A 19,241-nucleotide genomic window follows, 5' to 3' on the forward strand; every position below is an offset into this window, starting at 1 on the left:
AATTATAACCAGAATTTGAAATGCGATCTCGGGCAAGTGGGTGAATTTCCACACACATCGGCAGTGGCGGAGTGCGGAAAACCACACACATCATGCGCGACAAAGTATTCCCGATATCAAAAGGCCGACCGCAGCCCTACGCGCGATAGTCCCCGGCACGCAGCCCGTGCTTGTTAAGCTTGTCGTAAAACGTCTTCCGAGGCAGCTGCAAATCCTGAATAACATCCGTCACCCGCCCCCCGTGGCGATGTAAGGCGGCAATCAGCAGGGACCGTTCAACCTGCGCCATCTGCGCCACCAGGCCGCCCTGCGCGGGCGCGTCGTCTTCGTCCAGCCCAAGGGCAAAGCGCATGGCCACATTCATCAACGCGCGCGCATTGCCGGGCCAGTCCCGCGCCATCAGCCGCGCATTCAGTTCCGGCGTGATATGGGGCAAGGTCAGGTTGGCCTGCTCACAGGCCTGCGCCACGTAGTGCTGAAACAGCACCGGGATATCCTCTGGGCGTTCGCGCAGCGCCGGGATGCGCACGCGCATCATATCCAGCCGATAGAACAGTTCGGGATTGAACTGTCCGGCCCGCATCGCCTCTGGCAGGCGGCTGGTACTGCCTGCAAGAACGCGCGCCGCAGCGCGGTCTTCCAGCCGGTCGAGCAGCACCATCTGTACATCCGGACGCAACCCCGCGATTTCGTCCAGATAGAGCGTCCCATCCCGCGCTTCGGCAAAAGCCGCATCAAGACCCACCGCATCCAGCGAAGAGGCCGCGCGCTTGATGAACGGACGCGAGGCCGCCGCCGACAGCAGGTGGATCACCTCAGCCACCTTCGATGTCCCTGATCCCGGCTCACCCAAAATCAGCGCCTCGGTCGCCGCACGGGCCGCCACGCGGGCCTGATTGCGCATGTCACTGGATTGCTGCGATTGACCGCGCAACATCCGGGCCGCAGCATCGCCTGCCTCCAGTTCTGATTTCAAACGGCGATTTTCCAACACCAGCGCGCGCGCCTTCAGCGCACGGTCGATCACCGCCAGAAAGGCCTGCGGCGCACAGGGTTTTTCCAGAAAATCATAAGCCCCCGCCGCCATGGCGCGCACCGCCATCGGGATATCAGCCTCCCCGGTCAGCAGGATCACCGGCAATTCGGGGTCAATCTCGCGAACATGGTCCAGCAGGTAGAACCCGTCCCGGCCCGGCATACGGACATCGGACACCACAACACCCGCAAATTCCGTCGTCAGATGATCCTTCGCCGCAACAAAGGACCCTGCGACAGTCGGCAACAGGTCAGCCAGTTCCAGCGTTTGGCCCAAAGCCTCGCGGATATCGCGATCATCATCCACCAGCAGCACACGTTTGGTCATGCGGCGGCCTCCTGCCTGAGGGCCTGCAATTCAACGGTAAAAATCGCGCCGCCATCAGGATGGTTTTGCCCCCGGATCGCACCGCCAAAGCTTTGCACCAGCCCATAGGATATCGACAGACCCAGCCCCATGCCCTCGGCAGCGCCCACCGCCTTGGTCGAATAGAACGGGTCAAAGATCTTTTCGGGTTCAGCAATCCCCGGCCCGGTGTCGCGCACGGAAACACGGGTCAGCGGGCCCTCCGCCGCCAAGGTGATCGTGATAACCTTAGGATCGCTGTCTTCCATTGCATCAATCCCGTTTGACACAAGGTTCAAAATAACCTGCTGCAATCTCACCTCTCCGCCGCGCACCATCACCGGGGCCGCAGGTCGGGTCCAATGTAGCTGCACACCCTCTTGCGCCACACGCGGACCGATCATTTCCAGCACCGCGTCGATCACCGCCACGATGTCCACATCCTTGGGCGGTTCGTCTTCTTGCCGGGCAAAGGCCCGCAGATTGCTGATAATCCGACCCATCCTGCGGGCCAGCTCAGAAATCCGGCCCAAATTCTGTGCGGCCACCTCTGGTTTGTCACGGCTTAGGAAATTCTGCGCATTCTCAGCAAAAGACCGGATTGCCATCAGGGGCTGGTTCAGCTCATGGCTGATCCCGGCAGACATCTGACCAAGGGCAGACAGCTTGCCCGCCTGCACCAATTCATCCTGCGCCTTTTGTAACAACGCCTCAGCTGCCCTGCGTTCCGCCACCTCGCGGCGCAGATCAGCGTTCAGCACGGTCAATTCGACCGTCCGGGCACGGACCCGTTGCTCTAACTGGGTGTTCAGCATCGCCAACGTCCGGCGGCGCTGGGTCGCGACCAGCAGAAGCAACCCAAAGGTCAAACAGATCGCCGCCGCCACCGCCGCCTGCAAAAAGGCGATCTGGCGGGCCGGGGCCGCATCCAGCAGCACCTCGCCCACCATGCCGATTACCGGCAGATCAAGCGTCAGATGTAGGGCGCGACGGGGCAGATACCGGCCCGCATCCAATCGCCAAACCTCGTGGCCACCAACAGTCTGCGCATCATAATGCACAAACGGGGTCAGCTGCCCTGATGCCTGATCGTGCAACCGGGGGCGCAACACCAGTTCCGACCGGTTCGACAGAAAGATCAGCCCGCGGGCGTCGGTAAAAAATACCGCCGGACGGGCACCACGCCAGGCTGCCTCTACAGTTTCTACATCGGCATAGACAATCAGCGCAGCCTGCACCGGGCCGGCGTCCGAAAACACCGGGGCGGCAAAAACAAATGTGCGGCGGCCATAGGCGGGGCTGACCAGATGCGACAACCCCAGCGCACCATCTAAAGCGCGGGCGAAATGAGCACGGCCCGAATGATTGATCCGGGGGGCACCGGCGGTCGTCAGCACCGCGCGGCCATCACGATCCGCCAGCACGATATCCAGCGCACCGGTCTTGTCGGCAATCTCTTGCAACACCGGGCGGACGGTCTCCGCCTCTACCGCGCCTGCCAGTAAAGGGGGCAACTGCGGATGATCAGCGGTCAGCACCGCAACCTCGCGCATCCGGCGCAGTTCGCTTGTCAGACTGTCCGACGCCAACGCCAGATCCGACCGGGCACGCTGTTCCAGCTGATCCAGCCCCGCACCATAGCCATACCACCAAACCGCACCGGCAAACGCCGACACCGCAGCCAGAAAGGCCGCAATAACCAAAAGCCGTGGCCGCAAGAACCCTTCCATAGGTGCACAATATCCAGCCTGTCTTGCATTGACCAGACAGGCACGGCACATGGGGGCATGCAACGCTTTGAACAACCCCCGACCGACCCCGCCTTTGTCCAGAACCCCTACCCGTTTTACGACCGGGCGCGGGCGTCGGGCGATCTATTCTGGTGGAATGACTACAACATGACTTGTGCGGTCAGCCACAAAGCAGTGCAAACCATCCTGCGGGATAAGCGGATGGGCCGGGAATGCCCGCCGGAACAGGCCCCCGCCATTCCCGACCACCTGCGGCGCTTCTACGCGGTAGAGGCGCATTCGATGTTGGAACGGGAACCGCCCACCCACACGCGGCTGCGGTCCCTTGTACTGCGGGCCTTCACCAGCCGGACCATCGCAGCTCTCGGGCCCGATATCCGGCAGCTTTGCCATGACCTGATCGACCGGTTCCCGTCCGAGCCCTTTGACCTGCTGACCGCCTATGCCCAGCCCGTGCCGGTGGTCATCATCGCCCGGCTGCTTGGCGTGCCAGAGGAACGGGCCGATGATCTGCTACGCTGGTCCAACGCCATGGTCGCCATGTATCAGGCGCGGCGAACCCGCGCGACAGAGGACGCGGCCATCGCCGCCACCGCCGACTTCACCGCCTTCATGCGCAGCTACATCAACCAACGGCGCAAATCCCCGGGCGACGATCTAATCTCGACACTGATCGCAGCCGAAGAAGCCGGCGAAAAACTGTCAGAGGATGAACTGATCAGCACCTGCATCCTGCTCCTGAACGCCGGGCACGAGGCAACAGTGCACACGCTGGGCAACGGGGTAAAAACCCTGATGGAACATAAGCAACGCACGATCAGCGACAAACTGGTCGAAGAGATCATCCGCTACGATCCGCCCCTGCATATGTTCACCCGCTGGGTCTATGAGGACGTGGAACTGTTCGGAGAACGCTTCAAACGCGGCGACCAGATCGGCTGCCTGCTGGGGGCTGCAAACCGGGACCCGGCGGCCTATGACGCCCCCAACCAGTTCGATCCGGCGCGAAAAGGACCACAAAACACCAGCTTCGGCGGCGGCATCCACTTCTGCGTCGGCGCGCCGCTAGCAAGGCTCGAACTGCAAATCGCGCTCGAAGTCCTGATGGAACGCTGCCCGACGCTCCACCTGAACGAACCACCCAGCTACGGAGACGTTTACCACTTCCACGGACTGGAACGGGTGATGGTGAGGGTGTAACGCGATTCATACCGGGCATCAAATTAGGAATGTGCCGCCACTGAGCCTAAAGAAAATCCCCACAAATGCCCTCTCCCCAAAAGGGGCGAGGGGTAGTGTACTTAAGTTTCCGGTTTATCAGCGTCAGCATCAGGTGTTGGCGGAACGTCCATGACGTCATTGACGACGCCACTCAAACCGTTCTCCAAGCTCACACCCAGTTCCTTACCAAGAGCCTGCATGGCAGGCATTTGCAACGCCATTCCAAGCACAGAGTCGAGCGCTTGGTTCACAGGTGTTCCGCCAGCGCTGTCCGTATTTGCCCCGATTGCGCCCCCCCATGCCTGTCACTTGGTGGATCTTGATCGAGTCAATCTTTTCGGCTGGCTTGACCATCTCGGCAATAATCGCAGGCATTGCTGCACGATATGCCGAGCCACTTTTGGGAAAGCGCAAACTGACAGTAGTTCAAGCTGAATATTCATGGGCCTCGCATATCCCCTATGGCTTGCCGCACCCCATTCAAAACAGACAGATAATATGCAAATGAAAAAGGGCGCCGATCTAAAAAAGATCGGCGCCCCGCTATCGCGATTAATAACGCTCTATGCCTCAAGCTTTCTACATCACGCTTTAGTTCCGACGCAGCGTCTCAGAAACGAGGTCGTACAGCTCCTGCGACGGAAGACCCAGAACATTCTTTTCCGCAATCCACGCCCGTGCCGTTGGGCCTGCCACCTCATTACTGATCGCGTCAAGGATATCCGCACCCATGGTCAACTGAATGATCTGACGCTCTGCAAGAGTCTCTTCCCAGGCGGACATCGTCGTGTCGTTATAGTTATTGATAAAGTGGTCGAGCGCATCATCAACAGATGACAAAAGCGCGATGCGGCTTGATGCCGGAAGCCTTTCCAGCGCATCGCTATTCACGATGATTGGGCAATTCGCGGTGCCCGGGTTAAGGTTAGCCGTCCACCAGACCGCATTCTCAACCGTGTTGAACGACATATGCGCGTGGGGCGCAAAGGCGACCGCGTTGATTTCGCCTCGAGTTAACGCTTCGTTCACTTGGGGGGCTGGTAAGTTGACAGAAACCGCGCCAAGCGCTTCGACTGCGGCACCCGTGCCGCCGGTTGCGCGGATTGTCATCGTCTCGAACGCCGCCAAAGATGTTGGCGGCGAACCAACACCCAAAATGTTATATTGCGGCTGTGGTGTCGGCATCAAAATCGTAGCGTTCCAACGAGCCATATCGGCAACCACCGCTGGGTGATTGTACACGGATTGGGACACCGCCAGCTCTTGCTCTTGCGAAGTCACACCAAGAAACGGAAGCTCCAGCACTGTGATCGCCGGGTTTTTGTCGGGATGATAACCCGCACAAATCTGCGCCATCTCAAAGTCCCCAGCGGCGATGCCATCAAGGTTCTCACGGCTTGGGGCCAGACCACCATAAGACAGGTTAAGCGTCAGTTGCCCCCCGGTTTTCTGATCGACCAGCTCTGCCAGTTTTTCCACATGTTCCGTAAAGGCCCGGCGGCTACCCCAAAGCGACACATCCCAAACAATGGGGCCAGTCACCACAGAAACCTCTGTCGATGCGTTCACATCCGGGCAGGCCGCACCGATACACTCAAAATTCGAACCGCGGACATTGATCATGCCGAAATTGGTATTTATTGTGTAAACACCATCCGTGAATGAGACCAAATCACCCGTGATGCTCATCGTGGCATCACTCGTCGAATTCAGGGTAATTTCCTGCGCATTTGCCTGAAGTGGCACTGACAGGGCAACGCTCAAAGCGAACGCTCCCGCTATAAAGTGTTTGCCAGACACGGATTTCATTACTTTATCCATTATACTCCTCCCTCAATATTGTACGGCGCTCTCTTCCAAGAACGCTGTCAACATCCCCATAGATTTCTTGGTTAATCGTTTCTGGAATTCACCCCCTAATGCCAGAATTAGACTAATTTATGCCCAAATACGACTTTAATTACGTCCGCAATGCGGGTCAAGAGCCCTGATTTTCAACACTTTCCCGCGATCAGAAAGCTTGAATGTATTTCCTACCGATTATTTTACGTCGCCGGCCTCCAGTCACCGCGCGGCACAGGTCCGGCCAGATCAGACGCAAACCAGACATGGCGCATTTGACCAACCTGCCCTCTTAACAACCACCTTAAAACCCACTAGACCGCGCCCAGTCAAACGACAGGAGCCCGCGCCATGATCCCCACGTCATTTCCCCCCAAAGAAGAAATCGCCCGGCTGACAGCCAGCATGCTGATTGAAATCGGCGCAATTGATTTTAACGCGCGCGAGCCCTTCACCCATGCCTCTGGCAAACAGGCCCCGACTTACGTGGATTGCCGCAAGCTGATCAGCTACCCACGCATCCGGGCCACGCTGATGGATTTCCTCACCGTGTCGATCATGCGCGAAGCGGGGTTCGAGGCGTTTGATAACATCGCAGGCGGTGAAACGGCAGGCATCCCCTTCTCGGCCTTTGTGGCCGAACGCATGGCCTTGCCCATGACCTATGTGCGCAAAAAGCCCAAAGGCTACGGGCGCAACGCACGGATCGAAGGGGTGATGACAGAAGGTCAGCGCGTCTTGCTGGTCGAGGATCTAACCACCGATGGCGGATCAAAACTGTCTTTCGTCGATGCAATCCGCGACACTGGGGCCACCTGTAACGCCACCGCCGTGATCTTTTTCTACGGGATTTTCGATGGGGTGGAAAAGACATTGGCCGATCACGGGGTGCAGTTGATCTCGCTTTGCACATGGTGGGACGTGCTGGCCGAAGCCAAGGCGCGCGGTGCCTATGACACCGAGACGCTGACAGCAGTAGAAGCGTATTTGAACGATCCGACTGGCTGGAAACCATCCTGAAAATACTTATCCACCGCCACAGTGACGCAGCCTGCAAAGAATCATCGCACGCGCGCTGATCTTGTGGGGTCGTCCCTGCCCCGCCCCACCTGTGGTAACACCCATTGGGCCGTTACCTTATCCACAGGTTTATCCCGCCAAACATCCACCATCTTTTCCAGATAGCCCTCTGGGCACCTGCCCTGCTAAGACCCCCGACAATACGGGTGAAAGAACATGAACGAAGTCACGACATTCAATGCCACCGGGGTCGAGACCACCTCCCCCGATACCATGCCGCATTCCATTGAGGCCGAACAGCAACTGCTGGGCGCGATCCTGACCAATAACGACATTTTTGACAGGGTCGCCTCAATCATCGGACCCAAGCATTTCTATGATCCAGTGCATGCACGTATCTTCGAAACCGCCCAAAGCAGGATCAGCCGGAACATGCTGGCCAGCCCGGTCACACTGAAATCCTTCCTCGAAGACGACGAAGGGCTCAAGGAACTGGGCGGCCCGCCCTACCTCGCGCGGCTTGCCGGGGCTGCGATCTCGGCCTTTGCGGCGCGCGACTATGCGCAGATGATCTATGACCTTGCCACCCGGCGGGAACTGATCCGGCTTGGGCGCGACATTTCCGACAAGGCGGCCAAGGTCGCCGTCGAAAGCGAACCCAAAGAACAGATCGTCGAGGCGGAACAGGCACTATATGCGCTGGCCGAACAGGGCAGTTCCGAACAGGGGTTTCAATCCTTCCTCGCCGCCGTGACCGAGGCGGTGAATGTCGCCAACACCGCCTATCAACGCGAAGGCGGGCTGGCCGGGATTTCCACCGGGCTGGAAGACCTCGACCAGAAACTGGGCGGCTTGCATAAGTCTGACCTTTTGATCCTCGCCGGGCGTCCGTCGATGGGGAAAACCTCGCTCGCGACCAACATCGCCTACAACATTGCCAAAGCCTACCGCAAAGGGACAAAGTCGGACGGGTCAGAAGCGGCCGTTGATGGCGGCGTCGTCGGGTTCTTCTCACTGGAGATGAGCGCCGAACAACTCGCAGGCCGGATTCTGGCCGAAGCGTCCGAGATTTCATCCCACAAGATCCGCCAGGGCGACATGACGGAAACCGAATTCCGGCGTTTCGTCGATGCAGCCAAGCAATTGGAATCCTGCCCGCTTTTCATCGACGACACTGCCGCGATCCCCATCGCCCAGCTTGCCGCCCGCGCGCGTCGACTGAAACGGACCCATGGGTTGGACGTGCTGATCGTCGACTACCTTCAGCTTGTGCGCGGCACGTCAGATAACCGGGTGCAGGAAATCGGCGAGATTTCCATGGGGCTCAAGGCCATCGCCAAAGAGCTGAACATCCCGGTGATCGCCCTGTCACAGCTGTCGCGTCAGGTCGAAAGCCGCGAGGATAAACGCCCGCAACTGTCCGACCTGCGTGAATCCGGCTCGATCGAGCAGGACGCAGATGTGGTCATGTTCGTCTATCGCGGTGAATACTACGTGGAACGCGAAAAGCCTGATGACGACAACATGGAAGGCATCGCCGCTTGGCAGGAAAAGATGTCGAAACTGCATGGCAAGGCAGAGGTGATCGTAGGCAAGCAGCGGCACGGTCCTATCGGCACCGTTGAACTGGCCTTTACCGCCGAATTCACCCGCTTCGGCAACCTTGTGAAACCCTGGCAGAACAACGCGGTCGATGAATATTGACGGGGAAAATCTACGGCGCGGTCACCTTGATTAAGCTGTCGGTATCGTTAACGCTCTGACCACACCACAGGAGCAGGACGTTGATCATCGAATTCCGCAAATCCGCCAGACAGGTTGCGCTGCAAAAATCCGCAATGGTCGCAATCTGCGTGATCATCGGTGGCGTCTTTGCTGTCCTTCTGTTCAGCGGCATCACCGATGCCTTGGCCGTGCACATAGCTTCGGCAATCGCAGTGCTGATCGCGCTTGGCATGATCGTCGCGCTGGTGCGGGAAATACGCGCTGTGCTGGCCAGCGGGCAGGACTGGGTCGTCAAAATCACCGAGAACGCGCTGATATGGGATTCGCCCGTCCCCGAGCAGATGCAGCCCTTTACCTTGGCCCTGACCGAGATCGCGAAGACACGGCGCACGATGACCCATTACAGGAACAGCGACAAATCGGCGGACAACATCTGGGAGATCCTGCTGCATGACGGCCCACCGTTAAAAATCGACGAGCAGCTCTCTGGCATCAATCCCGAAAAGGTGTTCAACGCGCTGGCGCAGCGCGGCATCACCTTCGAAAAGCGCTCCGTCACCGTGGATGCCAGACTGGCCACCAATAGAACAACGGGTCAGTGATCGGGCCGATCTTCAGCGATTAACCTTGGTAAACCGCGCGCCGTGTTAAACTATCGGCGTCAGCGATCGCGCCACCCGCTACCATACGCAAGTCCGACACATGTCCGACGCAAGGCCAACCGCCGAAAACACCGTGAAAGCGCCGGGTTAACGACCATTGCAACGATATCACTATTGCATGCGCTCAAACCGGCGAGCGCATCGTTAACCTCTTGCCGCCCCGTCCCGGCGCTGCCAAAAGGTGATCATGGGAACCGGACGACTTATCATTGATCTTGACGCGGTGGTCGCCAATTGGCGCGCCTTGGATGACATGACCACCTGTCGCACAGGCGCAGTGGTCAAGGCGAATGGCTATGGCCTAGGTGCCGCCAATGTGTGCAAAGCCTTGTTCAAGGCAGGTGTGCGCCAGTTCTTTGTCGCCGTGGCCGAAGAAGCCGTGCCAATCCGGGAAGAGCTTGGCGAAAAGCCTGATATTTCAGTATTTTCCGGGCATATGCCGGGCGACACGGAATTGATCCGCGCGCTGAATCTGACGCCGATGATCAACTCCATCGACCAATTGACCCACCATTTCGAAACCCTGCCCGGCCATTCGTTTGGCATCCAACTGGATACAGGGATGAACAGGCTGGGCATGGAAGCACAGGAATGGGGCGCCATTGCCGAACTCGCACTGGCGCAGAACCCAACGCTGGTGATGTCACATCTGGCCTGCGCGGATGAACCGGACCATCCGATGAACGCCTATCAGCTTGAAAACTTTCACCAAATGACCGACGGGATCAATGTCCCCCGGTCCTTGGCCGCGACGGGTGGCATCCTTCTGGGGCCAGAATATCACTTCGACCTGACCCGCCCCGGCATCGGTCTGTATGGCGGTTTGCCGTTTGAAACCGCCACGCAGGCGGTCGAACTTGAGCTGCCCGTGATTCAGGTGCGCGAACTCGCCGAAGGCGAAGTTGTGGGCTACGGCAACACATGGCAGGCCGAACGCCCCAGCAAAATCGCAACCGTATCAGGCGGTTACGCCGATGGGATCGCGCGTATCCTGTCTGACCGCGCCACGCTCTTTCATGGCGATATCCCTTGCAAGCTTGTCGGGCGGGTCTCCATGGACCTATTGACAATCGACATTACCGACCTGCCGGACGTCCCGCGCAAGCTGTCGTTGATCGGGCCACATCAAACCATCGACGATGTTGCAAAAGCAGCAAATACAATCGGTTACGAAGTGCTGACCCAGCTTGGCGCCCGCTATAACCGCAAGACATTCGGCAAATAGCCTTTTCCCGGAAATGCAAGTCATTTCCACGTTAATTATTCCCGGCTCAGCAGTTATTTGCCGATAATCGGGAACCAATTAACCAGTTCACACCTTCTATCAGCAACAGCCGGTCATTTTGATATCGGCGCATCGCATAACGAAGGAGGGTGTCATGAACACCGGAAATATCAAATGGGTCGGGCGCGTTCTGCATGTTATTTCGCTCTACCTGATCGCGGCAATGGCTTTTATCTCAGTGGCTTACACGCTGCTTTGCGCAGCAGGGCTTGCCCCATGGCTGAGCATATCGGCCACCTTTGGTGAAACGGTTATCGCCAACGCCGGCCAGATCCTTCAAATCGCCGCAACTGTTCTTGTTACCTCGTTTGCTTTTTTTCTGCCCGCCAATGCCCGCATTGTTGCGCTGGAAAACAGCCACCGTAAATTTCACCTGAAAATGGAAGACGTGGCCCGCGCCTATCATTATGCGCATTCCGCCGACCGTGATGGTGTCTTTACGCTCAGCTCTGAATTTGACCAAGTGCGCGAACGTCTCGCCTATCTGCGCGATCACCCTGATTTGGCTAATCTGGAAACCGACGTGATGGAAATCGCCGCCCAGATGAGCCAGCAATCACGCCACCTTGCCGACACCTATGCGGTCGAAAAAGTAAAGCGTGCCAAGACTTTCCTGCAACAACGTCAGCAAGAGGCCGAGCAGCAGCAAGAGCGGATTGTCAAAGCGCAACACGAAGCGCAGCAGTTGCAACGCTGGGCCCAGCAGGTTGATGTTGAAGAAAGCGTCGTTGCTTCGCAGCTGAGCCAATTGGAAGAGCGCCTGTCAGAAATCCTGCCGGAACTGGGTTTGTCCCTGACCCCGGCCGCACATGGCAACCACGACAATGTGGTCCCGCTAAAGCACCTGCCTGCCGCAGAATAATTCTTGAATATCAGACACTCGCTCCTCAATATGGGTTTTCATATTGGGGAGCTTTTCTGTGTTAAATATCCTGCGTTTCAGCAATCTCACGTTGCTTATCCTGTTCCCCATCGCATGGTTCGCCCCTTTGATGCGCGCGGGGCTTTTGCCGCTTTTCGGATTGACGGAAATCAGCGTGATCACAGGGATGCAAGCACTTTGGGAAAGCGATGTTTTCCTCGCCCTGTTGGTCACCGCCTTCGCCCTTTTCGCCCCCTATCTGAAAACCATCGGGCTGGCGCTGATCCATTTTAACCTGCTGCGGCGCAAAGCGTTGCCCGTCCTGTCCTGGTTGGGCAAACTTGCCATGGCAGATGTGTTCCTCGTCGCGCTTTACATTGTTGTGGTGAAAGGCGTGGGCGTGGGCAAAGTGGAAACCGCGTGGGGGCTGTATCTGTTCACCGCCTGCATTCTGGCCTCTATTCTCATCTCTACATTGACCGTAAAAAGGACCTAAGGTGCAGGCGCTATTGCGCAGCCTGCATGTTTGGTCCAAAAGGTGAACATGGCTAAAGACCTTTCCTTTTCCTGCAATGAATGCGGCGCCGGTTTCAGCAAATGGTCCGGGCGCTGCGACGCCTGTGGCGCGTGGAATTCGATTACCGAAGATAAGGCGCTGTCCTCCGGCCCCAAGGGTAAGACGCTCGGTGGTATGCGGGGCAAACCGATCCCGCTTACCGATCTGGAAACCCAAGAAAAAGAGCCACCAAGAACCACCGCCGGTGTGGGCGAGCTGGACCGTGTCTTGGGCGGCGGGCTGGTCAAGGCGTCGGCGCTGCTGGTCGGCGGTGATCCGGGCATCGGCAAGTCCACATTGCTGCTACAGGCCGCCGCAAGGTTTGCCCGTAACGGTCTGAAAGTCATCTATATTTCTGGTGAAGAATCAAATGCGCAAGTACAAATGCGCGCCCGCCGTCTGGGGCTGGAAAAAAGCCCGGTCCTGCTCGCCTCGGAAACGAACCTGCGCGACATTCTGACCACGCTGGAAACGGAAAAGCCTGATCTGGCCATTATCGATTCCATCCAAACCATGTGGGCCGACAATGTGGATAGTGCGCCGGGCAGCGTCAGTCAGGTCAGGTCTTCTGCGCATGAGCTGACCACATTCGCCAAGCGCAACGGCATGGCTGTGATCATGGTTGGCCATGTGACCAAAGAAGGCGCGATTGCGGGTCCCCGTGTGGTCGAACATATGGTCGATACGGTGCTTTATTTCGAAGGCGAGCGCGGTCACCAATTCCGCATTCTGCGGTCTGTCAAAAACCGGTTCGGCCCTGCAGATGAAATCGGCGTCTTTGAAATGACCGGTAAGGGATTGGCAGAGGTAAAGAATCCCTCTGCACTTTTTCTGTCCGAACGGGGTGCCCCCGCTCCCGGATCGGTTGTATTTGCAGGGTTTGAGGGTACCCGCCCCATGCTCTGTGAGATACAGGCACTTGTGGCACCTTCGCCACACAGCCAACCCCGGCGCAGTGTGGTCGGATGGGATGGCGGACGGCTGGCGATGATCCTTGCTGTACTGGAATCACGCTGCGGTGTGCCCTTCACCGGATTGGACGTATACCTCAATGTAGCAGGGGGATTGCGCATCACAGAGCCTGCTGCGGACCTAGCCGTGGCAGCCGCCCTTGTGTCTGCGCGGGAAGACGCCGCTTTGCCTGCCGATGCGGCGATTTTCGGCGAAATCAGCCTATCAGGCGCGCTCCGTCCTGTGGTGCAGACCGAAAATAGATTGAAAGAAGCCCAGAAACTTGGTTTTACAACTGCAATCATACCGCAACAGGCAAAACTACCTGCGGTGTCCGGCATTGCTCTGCGTCATGCGACTGATCTGGCCGGATTTGTAGAAGAGATTTTTGGCGCACAATAACGCGTCAATGGGCAGGAGAAAGCCATGGAAGGTTTTACACTCATCGACGCAGGCGTCGCTATCATCATCCTATTGTCAGGGGTGCTGGCCTACAGTCGCGGTTTTGTACGTGAAGCAATGGCCATCGCAGGCTGGATCGGTGCCACTATTGTCGCATTCATCTTTGCCGATCAGGTCGAACCACTGGTGCGCCAGACCCCGGTGATCGGTGATTTCATCGGCGATAGCTGCGAGCTGGCGATCATCGCGGCCTTTGCGGCTGTTTTCGCCGTAGCGCTGGTGATCGTGTCGATCTTTACCCCGCTGTTTTCAAGCGTTGTTCAACGGTCCGCCCTTGGCGGGGTTGATCAGGCGATTGGCTTCTTCTTTGGCGTGCTGCGGGGCATCCTGCTGGTCGCTGTCGCCTTCTTTGTCTATGACACGGTCTTTGCTGGCCAAGAGGTGGCGATGATCGACGATAGCCGCGCGGCACAGGTCTTTGCCCAGATCACCGGGCAAATCGAAGAGCAGAACCCCGAACAGGCGCTTGGCTGGATCACGGAACAGTATCAGCAGCTTGTGGGCAATTGCGGCGCACCGACAGAGTAAGCGCCTTCGCCTGAATGTCTTAAATGGCCGCTCGTTTGAGCGGCCATTTTCATTTGGAATACTCCGTTCCGGTAGCGGCGCATTACCGGCGCATCTGGCGCGCCCCGACTTTCACGTCACTGTCACATGGCCTGCGTAGCCTTCGCCTTAATCTGGCGGCGGAGGACAAAGGCTTGCTGTATCGAACGATTTTCCTCTCTGACATTCACCTTGGAACCCGAGGATGCAGGGCGGACCTGCTGCTTGATTTCCTGCGCGATCACGATGCGGGCACGATCTATCTGGTCGGCGACATCTTTGACGGCTGGGCGCTCAGCCGCCGGGGCTGGCACTGGCCGCAGACCCATAACGACGTGGTGCAGGCGCTGCTTAACAAGGCGCATAACGGCACACGGATCATCTATATCCCCGGCAATCATGATGAGGTGATGCGCAATTACCTGGGCACCCATTTTGGCGGGATCGAGGTGATGAAGACCGCAGATTTCATCGGTTTGAACGGCAAACGCTATCTGGTGACACATGGCGATCAGTTTGATGCTGTGGTGATGAACGCCCGCTGGCTCGCCCACCTGGGTGACCGGGCATATGATTTCATGATCTGGATGAACCCCAAGATCAACCGGATACGATCCCTGATCGGCCGCCGCTACTGGTCCCTTTCGAAATGGGCCAAGCAACAGGTCAAGACAGCGGTGAATTTCATCGGTCAATACGAAGACGTGCTGGCGGATGAGGCGCACCGCGACGGCTATGACGGTGTCATCTGCGGCCATATCCACCACGCGAATATCTGCACCATCAAGGGCATCACCTACATCAACACCGGCGATTGGGTCGAAAGCTGCACCGCGATTGTCGAGCATCCGACCGGCGAGATCGCCCTGATCGACTGGGAAGAAAAGATTGCCGCAGCGCCCCGCCCGCAACCACGGCGCAAGAAATCCAAAACGCTCGCCAAAGCTGGCAGCTAGACAGGAGCCCCCATGACATCCATCCCCACTGTGACGCAGCAATTGGATGCTGCCGTTCAGCAAAATACCGCGCTCAGCCGTACAGGACTGCTGGAGCGTATGTTTTCGCGCCTTTTCCATGGGCTGGTCTACGCCCAGATCTGGGAGGATCCTATTGTTGATATGCAGGCGCTGGCCCTTGGTCCCGCAGATAATGTGATCTGCATCGCATCAGGTGGCTGCAATATGTTGTCTTATTTGACAGTATCCCCTGCAACTGTGACCGCCGTCGATCTGTCGCCCGCCCATGTGATGCTGAACAAGGTCAAGCTTGCTGCGGTGCGCAATGTGCCCGATCACGCCACGCTTTACGCGCTGTTGGGCACGGCCAAAGGCCGCGAGAATATCGCAATTTTCGATCAATATGTCGCCCCGCACTTGGATGCAGAGACCCGCGCCTATTGGGACGCATGGCGTCTGCGCGGGCCGCGCAAGATGATGTTTGCGCGTGGCTTGTATCGTCAGGGGTTGCTGGGCCGGTTTATTGGCACACTGCATTTTGTGACCTGGCTGGCCCGCGTTGATTTCAAAATGCTGCTGCGCGCGCAGAGCCTTGCAGAACAGCAGGCATTTTTCGACAACCAGATTGCGCCGCTCTATGACACAAAACTGATCAGGTTTCTGGCCCGCAGGCGGGCCTCTCTCTTTGGGTTGGGTATTCCGCCTGCGCAATATGACAAGCTCGCCGCAGATGCAGATGGCGACATCGTCGCCGTTCTGCGCGAACGCACGCGCAAGCTATTCTGCGATTTTCCAATCCAGGACAACTATTTCGCATGGCAGGCCGCAAGTCGCGGCTATGAACCCGGCTTCGATGCGGCTGTCCCGCCTTATCTGGAGGCGCAGCATTTCGAGACCGTTCGCGCAAATGTAGACCGTGTGCAAGTGTTGAACAAATCACTGGTTGATGTTCTGGCAGAGCGGCCTGCGGCATCCCAACAGGCCTATGTGCTGCTGGATGCGCAGGACTGGATGAATGACGACCAGCTTAATGCGCTACGGCTTCAGATCAGCCGGACCGCGACACCGGGCGCGCGGGTGATCTTTCGCACGGGCGGGACGGCTGACATCCTGCCCGGCCGGATCCGCGACGATATCCTGCGTCACTGGCGTTATCAGCCCGAAGCCTCTGCCACCGGTCTGCGCAACGACCGATCCGCGATCTATGGCGGCTTTCATCTTTATGAATTCATGGGGTAATCCGATGACTGACACGCATGGCGCATTGATGGATCAGGTCTACCGGCGGCAACGCTGGGTCTATGACGCGACGCGGAAATATTACCTGCTGGGCCGCGATTATGGACTGCGGCAACTGGTCCCTGGCGCACACGCGCATATTCTGGAAATTGCTTGCGGCACCGGGCGCAATCTGGACCAGATCGATATGCGCTATCCGGGTCGAAAGCTTTACGGGATTGATATATCGCGTGAAATGCTGCGCACGGCCAAGGCAAAGCTAGGCGGTCACGCGCAGCTGGCGTATGGTGATGCGCGTCATTTCGATCCACAGGCGATCTTTGGTCAGGCAAAGTTCGACCGGATCGTGATGTTCTATTGTGTGTCGATGATCCCGGCCTGGGAAGACGCAATTGCAGAGGCGATCCGCCATCTGGCACCGCATGGCGAATTGCACATTGTCGATTTCGGCGACCAGCAGCGTCTGCCCCGCTGGTTCGACCGTAGCCTGCGCAATTGGTTGGGCCGTTTCCATGTGACCCCGCGTGACGATTTGAATGCTGTGCTGGCACGCCTGCCCGGTACCGAGGTGCGTCACCAGATGTTGCTGCGCAATTACGCCCAATACAGCCGCGTGCGCCGCATCAGCCCCGCAGAAACGCCCCAATAAATTGCATCTGCCGTAGACCTGCTGTCCTATGGTCGCATTCCCGCCTTTTGGGCGCATAAACATGATCGTTCCGTGACACTGTCGGTTTGAGCCTCTATGAGGGGGGCAGTCCAGTACCAACGGATTCGGAGCTGCCACCTTGCCCACCGAGATGCCCCCTGCCCACCCCTTTGATGATGACAAACTCAAGGAAGAATGCGGCGTGTTTGGCGTCGTCGGCGTGGCTGACGCTGCGAATTTCGTCGCACTTGGCCTGCATGCCTTGCAGCACCGTGGCCAGGAAGCGGGCGGGATCGTCACCCATGACACCGAAACCGGGTTCAATCAGGCCCGCCGCATGGGGCTGGTCCGCGACAATTTCACCAGCGCCGATACAATGCAAATCCTGCCGGGAACGATCGGGATCGGCCATGTGCGCTATTCCACCGCCGGGTCTAAAGGCCAGACCGCGATCCGCGACGTGCAGCCGTTCTTTGGTGAGTTTTCCATGGGCGGCGCGGCGCTGGCCCATAACGGCAACATCACCAACGCAATGTCACTGCGGCGCGAGCTGATTGAACGCGGGTCGATCTTTCAAAGCTCATCCGACAGCGAATGCATCATTCACCTGATGGCCCGCTCCATGGGCCGGACGATCCCGGATCGGATGGAAGAAGCGCTGCGCAAAGTCGAAGGCGCGTTTTCCATCGTGGCGATGACCCGCACAAAACTGGTTGGCTGCCGTGACCCGCTGGGTGTGCGCCCGCTGGTTCTGGGCAAGGTTGGTGATGGCTGGGCGCTTGCCTCGGAAACCTGTGCGCTGGACATCATTGGTGCGGAATTCGTGCGCGAGATCGCACCGGGCGAAATGGTTGTTATCAACTCTGAAAAAGGCGTGCAAAGCCACTTTCCATTCCGCCCGAACCGGTCGCGTTTCTGCATCTTTGAACATGTCTATTTCAGCCGCCCCGACAGTATTCTGGGTGGCCGGTCTGTTTATGAAACCCGCGAGAATATCGGGCGTGAGCTTGCCAAGGAAGCACCCGTCGAGGCTGATCTGGTTTGCCCTGTCCCGGACAGCGGCACGCCTGCGGCCATCGGATATTCACTGGAATCGGGCATCCCCTACGCGATGGGGATTATCCGGAACCAATATATGGGCCGGACCTTTATCGAGCCGACTGAACAGATCCGTAACATGGGTGTCCGGCTGAAATTGAACGTCAACCGCGCCCTGATCAAAGGCAAGCGTGTCATCCTTGTGGATGACAGCGTGGTGCGCGGCACGACCAGCCGCAAGATCAAGGAAATGATCCTTGATGCTGGCGCGGCAGAGGTGCATTTCCGGATCGCCAGCCCCCCAACCGCCTGGCCTTGTTTCTATGGGGTCGACACCCCGCAGCGGGAAAAACTGCTGGCGGCCACCATGTCCGAAGATGAAATGTGCGAACATCTGGGCGTTGATAGCCTAAAATTCATCTCGCTCAATGGGCTTTACCGCGCCGTGGGCGAAGCAGCTGGCCGAGACAAGAACGCCCCTGCCTATTGTGACGCTTGTTTCTCGGGCGAGTATCCGGTCGCCCCGTCAGATATGATCGACCAAGGGTTTCACGCAAAGACGGCAGCAGAATAAAATGACCACAGTCATCCACCATAACCCTGATTGTGGCACCTCGCGGAATGTGCTGGCTGTGATCCGCGCGTCAGGCACAGAGCCTGTGATTATCGAATATCTGCAAACCGGCTGGACCCGGCCACAATTGCTAGCGCTTTTTGCTGCGGCTGGTCTGACCCCGCGTGACGCGCTGCGCACCAGCAAATCCCCCGCAAAAGAACTGGGCTTGCTCGATCCTGGTGTGAGTGACGACGCATTGATGGACGCGATGCTGGCCCATCCGGTGCTGGTTAACCGGCCCATCGTCTGCACCCCGAAAGGCGTTGCGCTTTGCCGCCCGTCAGAGGCTGTGCTGCCCCTATTGGAGCAGCCGCTGGCCGCACCTTTCACCAAAGAAGACGGCGGTATCATCGCCGCTGATCACGCCGAAGTGACGTGATTGGCGCTAAAATGTGACGGAATACCGCGCCCCAGCGACCATTGTCGCCTGTTACCCGACAAACAAATCTGGCAAGAGATCGCTTCATCAGGATAAGCGA

The 19,241-nt window shown here is 58.1% G+C and carries 18 protein-coding genes and 1 pseudogene; 14 read left to right on the top strand and 5 right to left on the bottom strand.

The features are described from left to right. Positions 1–136: 136 nt before the first annotated feature. Positions 137–1,363, bottom strand: a complete 1,227-nt coding sequence (locus ACJ5NV_RS11915; RefSeq protein WP_411643966.1) for a sigma-54-dependent transcriptional regulator — start codon at positions 1,361–1,363, stop codon at positions 137–139. Next, entirely contained in the window at positions 1,360–3,099 is a 1,740-nt protein-coding gene (locus ACJ5NV_RS11920) for an ATP-binding protein (protein ID WP_411643968.1), read from the bottom strand. Before ACJ5NV_RS11920 ends, ACJ5NV_RS11915 begins: the two co-directional genes overlap by 4 nt. A gap of 69 nt (positions 3,100–3,168) precedes the next feature. Here ACJ5NV_RS11920 and ACJ5NV_RS11925 point away from each other — a divergent pair, with 69 nt between their 5' ends. Next, positions 3,169–4,332 (top strand): cytochrome P450, encoded by a 1,164-nt coding sequence (locus ACJ5NV_RS11925; RefSeq protein WP_411643969.1) that lies wholly within the window; start codon positions 3,169–3,171, stop codon positions 4,330–4,332. A 101-nt stretch (positions 4,333–4,433) separates the two neighbouring features. On the opposite strand, the pseudogene ACJ5NV_RS11930 reads toward ACJ5NV_RS11925, so the two are convergent. Both ACJ5NV_RS11930 and ACJ5NV_RS11935 read right to left on the bottom strand, forming a co-directional pair. Continuing rightward, a pseudogene (locus ACJ5NV_RS11930) lies at positions 4,434–4,728 on the bottom strand (flotillin domain-containing protein). 216 nt (positions 4,729–4,944) lie between these two features. Continuing rightward, positions 4,945–6,174, bottom strand: a complete 1,230-nt coding sequence (locus ACJ5NV_RS11935; RefSeq protein WP_411643971.1) for a type 2 periplasmic-binding domain-containing protein — start codon at positions 6,172–6,174, stop codon at positions 4,945–4,947. Positions 6,175–6,546: 372 nt separating this feature from the next. Here ACJ5NV_RS11935 and ACJ5NV_RS11940 point away from each other — a divergent pair, with 372 nt between their 5' ends. Beyond that, positions 6,547–7,215: an orotate phosphoribosyltransferase gene (locus ACJ5NV_RS11940; RefSeq protein WP_411643972.1), complete on the top strand. Its 669-nt coding sequence runs from the start codon at positions 6,547–6,549 to the stop codon at positions 7,213–7,215. 216 nt (positions 7,216–7,431) lie between these two features. After that, positions 7,432–8,919, top strand: coding sequence for a replicative DNA helicase (locus ACJ5NV_RS11945; RefSeq protein WP_411643974.1), 1,488 nt, complete (start codon positions 7,432–7,434; stop codon positions 8,917–8,919). 10 nt (positions 8,920–8,929) lie between these two features. On the opposite strand, the gene ACJ5NV_RS11950 is transcribed toward ACJ5NV_RS11945, so the two are convergent. Next, positions 8,930–9,076 carry a hypothetical protein gene (locus ACJ5NV_RS11950; RefSeq protein WP_411643975.1) on the bottom strand — a complete coding sequence of 49 codons (147 nt, stop codon included), beginning with the start codon at positions 9,074–9,076 and terminating at the stop codon, positions 8,930–8,932. On the opposite strand from ACJ5NV_RS11950, the gene ACJ5NV_RS11955 reads away from it, so the two are divergent. The 11 genes from ACJ5NV_RS11955 to arsC all read left to right on the top strand — a co-directional run bounded on the left by ACJ5NV_RS11955 (position 9,069) and on the right by arsC (position 19,141). Continuing rightward, complete coding sequence (locus ACJ5NV_RS11955) at positions 9,069–9,542, top strand: hypothetical protein (RefSeq protein ID WP_411643977.1); 474 nt, start codon at positions 9,069–9,071, stop codon at positions 9,540–9,542. The genes ACJ5NV_RS11950 and ACJ5NV_RS11955 overlap by 8 nt on opposite strands. A 247-nt stretch (positions 9,543–9,789) precedes the next feature. Then, the gene (gene alr, locus ACJ5NV_RS11960) at positions 9,790–10,827 is read left to right on the top strand and encodes an alanine racemase (protein ID WP_411643978.1); all 1,038 of its coding nucleotides are present in this window, start codon (positions 9,790–9,792) and stop codon (positions 10,825–10,827) included. Between the two features lie 154 nt (positions 10,828–10,981). Continuing rightward, positions 10,982–11,749 carry a DNA repair protein gene (locus ACJ5NV_RS11965; RefSeq protein ID WP_411643980.1) on the top strand — a complete coding sequence of 256 codons (768 nt, stop codon included), beginning with the start codon at positions 10,982–10,984 and terminating at the stop codon, positions 11,747–11,749. A gap of 58 nt (positions 11,750–11,807) precedes the next feature. Continuing rightward, positions 11,808–12,245, top strand: coding sequence for a paraquat-inducible protein A (locus ACJ5NV_RS11970; RefSeq protein WP_411643981.1), 438 nt, complete (start codon positions 11,808–11,810; stop codon positions 12,243–12,245). A gap of 48 nt (positions 12,246–12,293) precedes the next feature. Beyond that, a complete protein-coding gene (gene radA, locus ACJ5NV_RS11975) occupies positions 12,294–13,658 on the top strand; it encodes a DNA repair protein RadA (protein WP_411643983.1) in 1,365 nt (454 codons plus the stop codon). Positions 13,659–13,682: 24 nt separating this feature from the next. Then, entirely contained in the window at positions 13,683–14,246 is a 564-nt protein-coding gene (locus tag ACJ5NV_RS11980; RefSeq protein WP_411643985.1) for a CvpA family protein, read from the top strand. A gap of 23 nt (positions 14,247–14,269) precedes the next feature. Continuing rightward, positions 14,270–15,220 (top strand): UDP-2,3-diacylglucosamine diphosphatase, encoded by a 951-nt coding sequence (locus ACJ5NV_RS11985; protein ID WP_411643987.1) that lies wholly within the window; start codon positions 14,270–14,272, stop codon positions 15,218–15,220. Positions 15,221–15,232: 12 nt separating this feature from the next. Next, a complete protein-coding gene (locus ACJ5NV_RS11990; protein WP_411643988.1) occupies positions 15,233–16,459 on the top strand; it encodes a BtaA family protein in 1,227 nt (408 codons plus the stop codon). 4 nt (positions 16,460–16,463) lie between these two features. Continuing rightward, the gene (locus tag ACJ5NV_RS11995) at positions 16,464–17,108 is read left to right on the top strand and encodes a class I SAM-dependent methyltransferase (protein ID WP_411643990.1); all 645 of its coding nucleotides are present in this window, start codon (positions 16,464–16,466) and stop codon (positions 17,106–17,108) included. 151 nt (positions 17,109–17,259) lie between these two features. After that, a complete protein-coding gene (purF, locus tag ACJ5NV_RS12000; protein ID WP_411644112.1) occupies positions 17,260–18,720 on the top strand; it encodes an amidophosphoribosyltransferase in 1,461 nt (486 codons plus the stop codon). A 1-nt stretch (position 18,721) separates the two neighbouring features. After that, positions 18,722–19,141: an arsenate reductase (glutaredoxin) gene (gene arsC, locus ACJ5NV_RS12005; protein ID WP_411643992.1), complete on the top strand. Its 420-nt coding sequence runs from the start codon at positions 18,722–18,724 to the stop codon at positions 19,139–19,141. Positions 19,142–19,241: the final 100 nt, after the last annotated feature.

It is taken from the genome of Loktanella agnita, assembly GCF_046640325.1.
Classification (GTDB): Bacteria; Pseudomonadota; Alphaproteobacteria; order Rhodobacterales; family Rhodobacteraceae; genus Yoonia; species Yoonia agnita.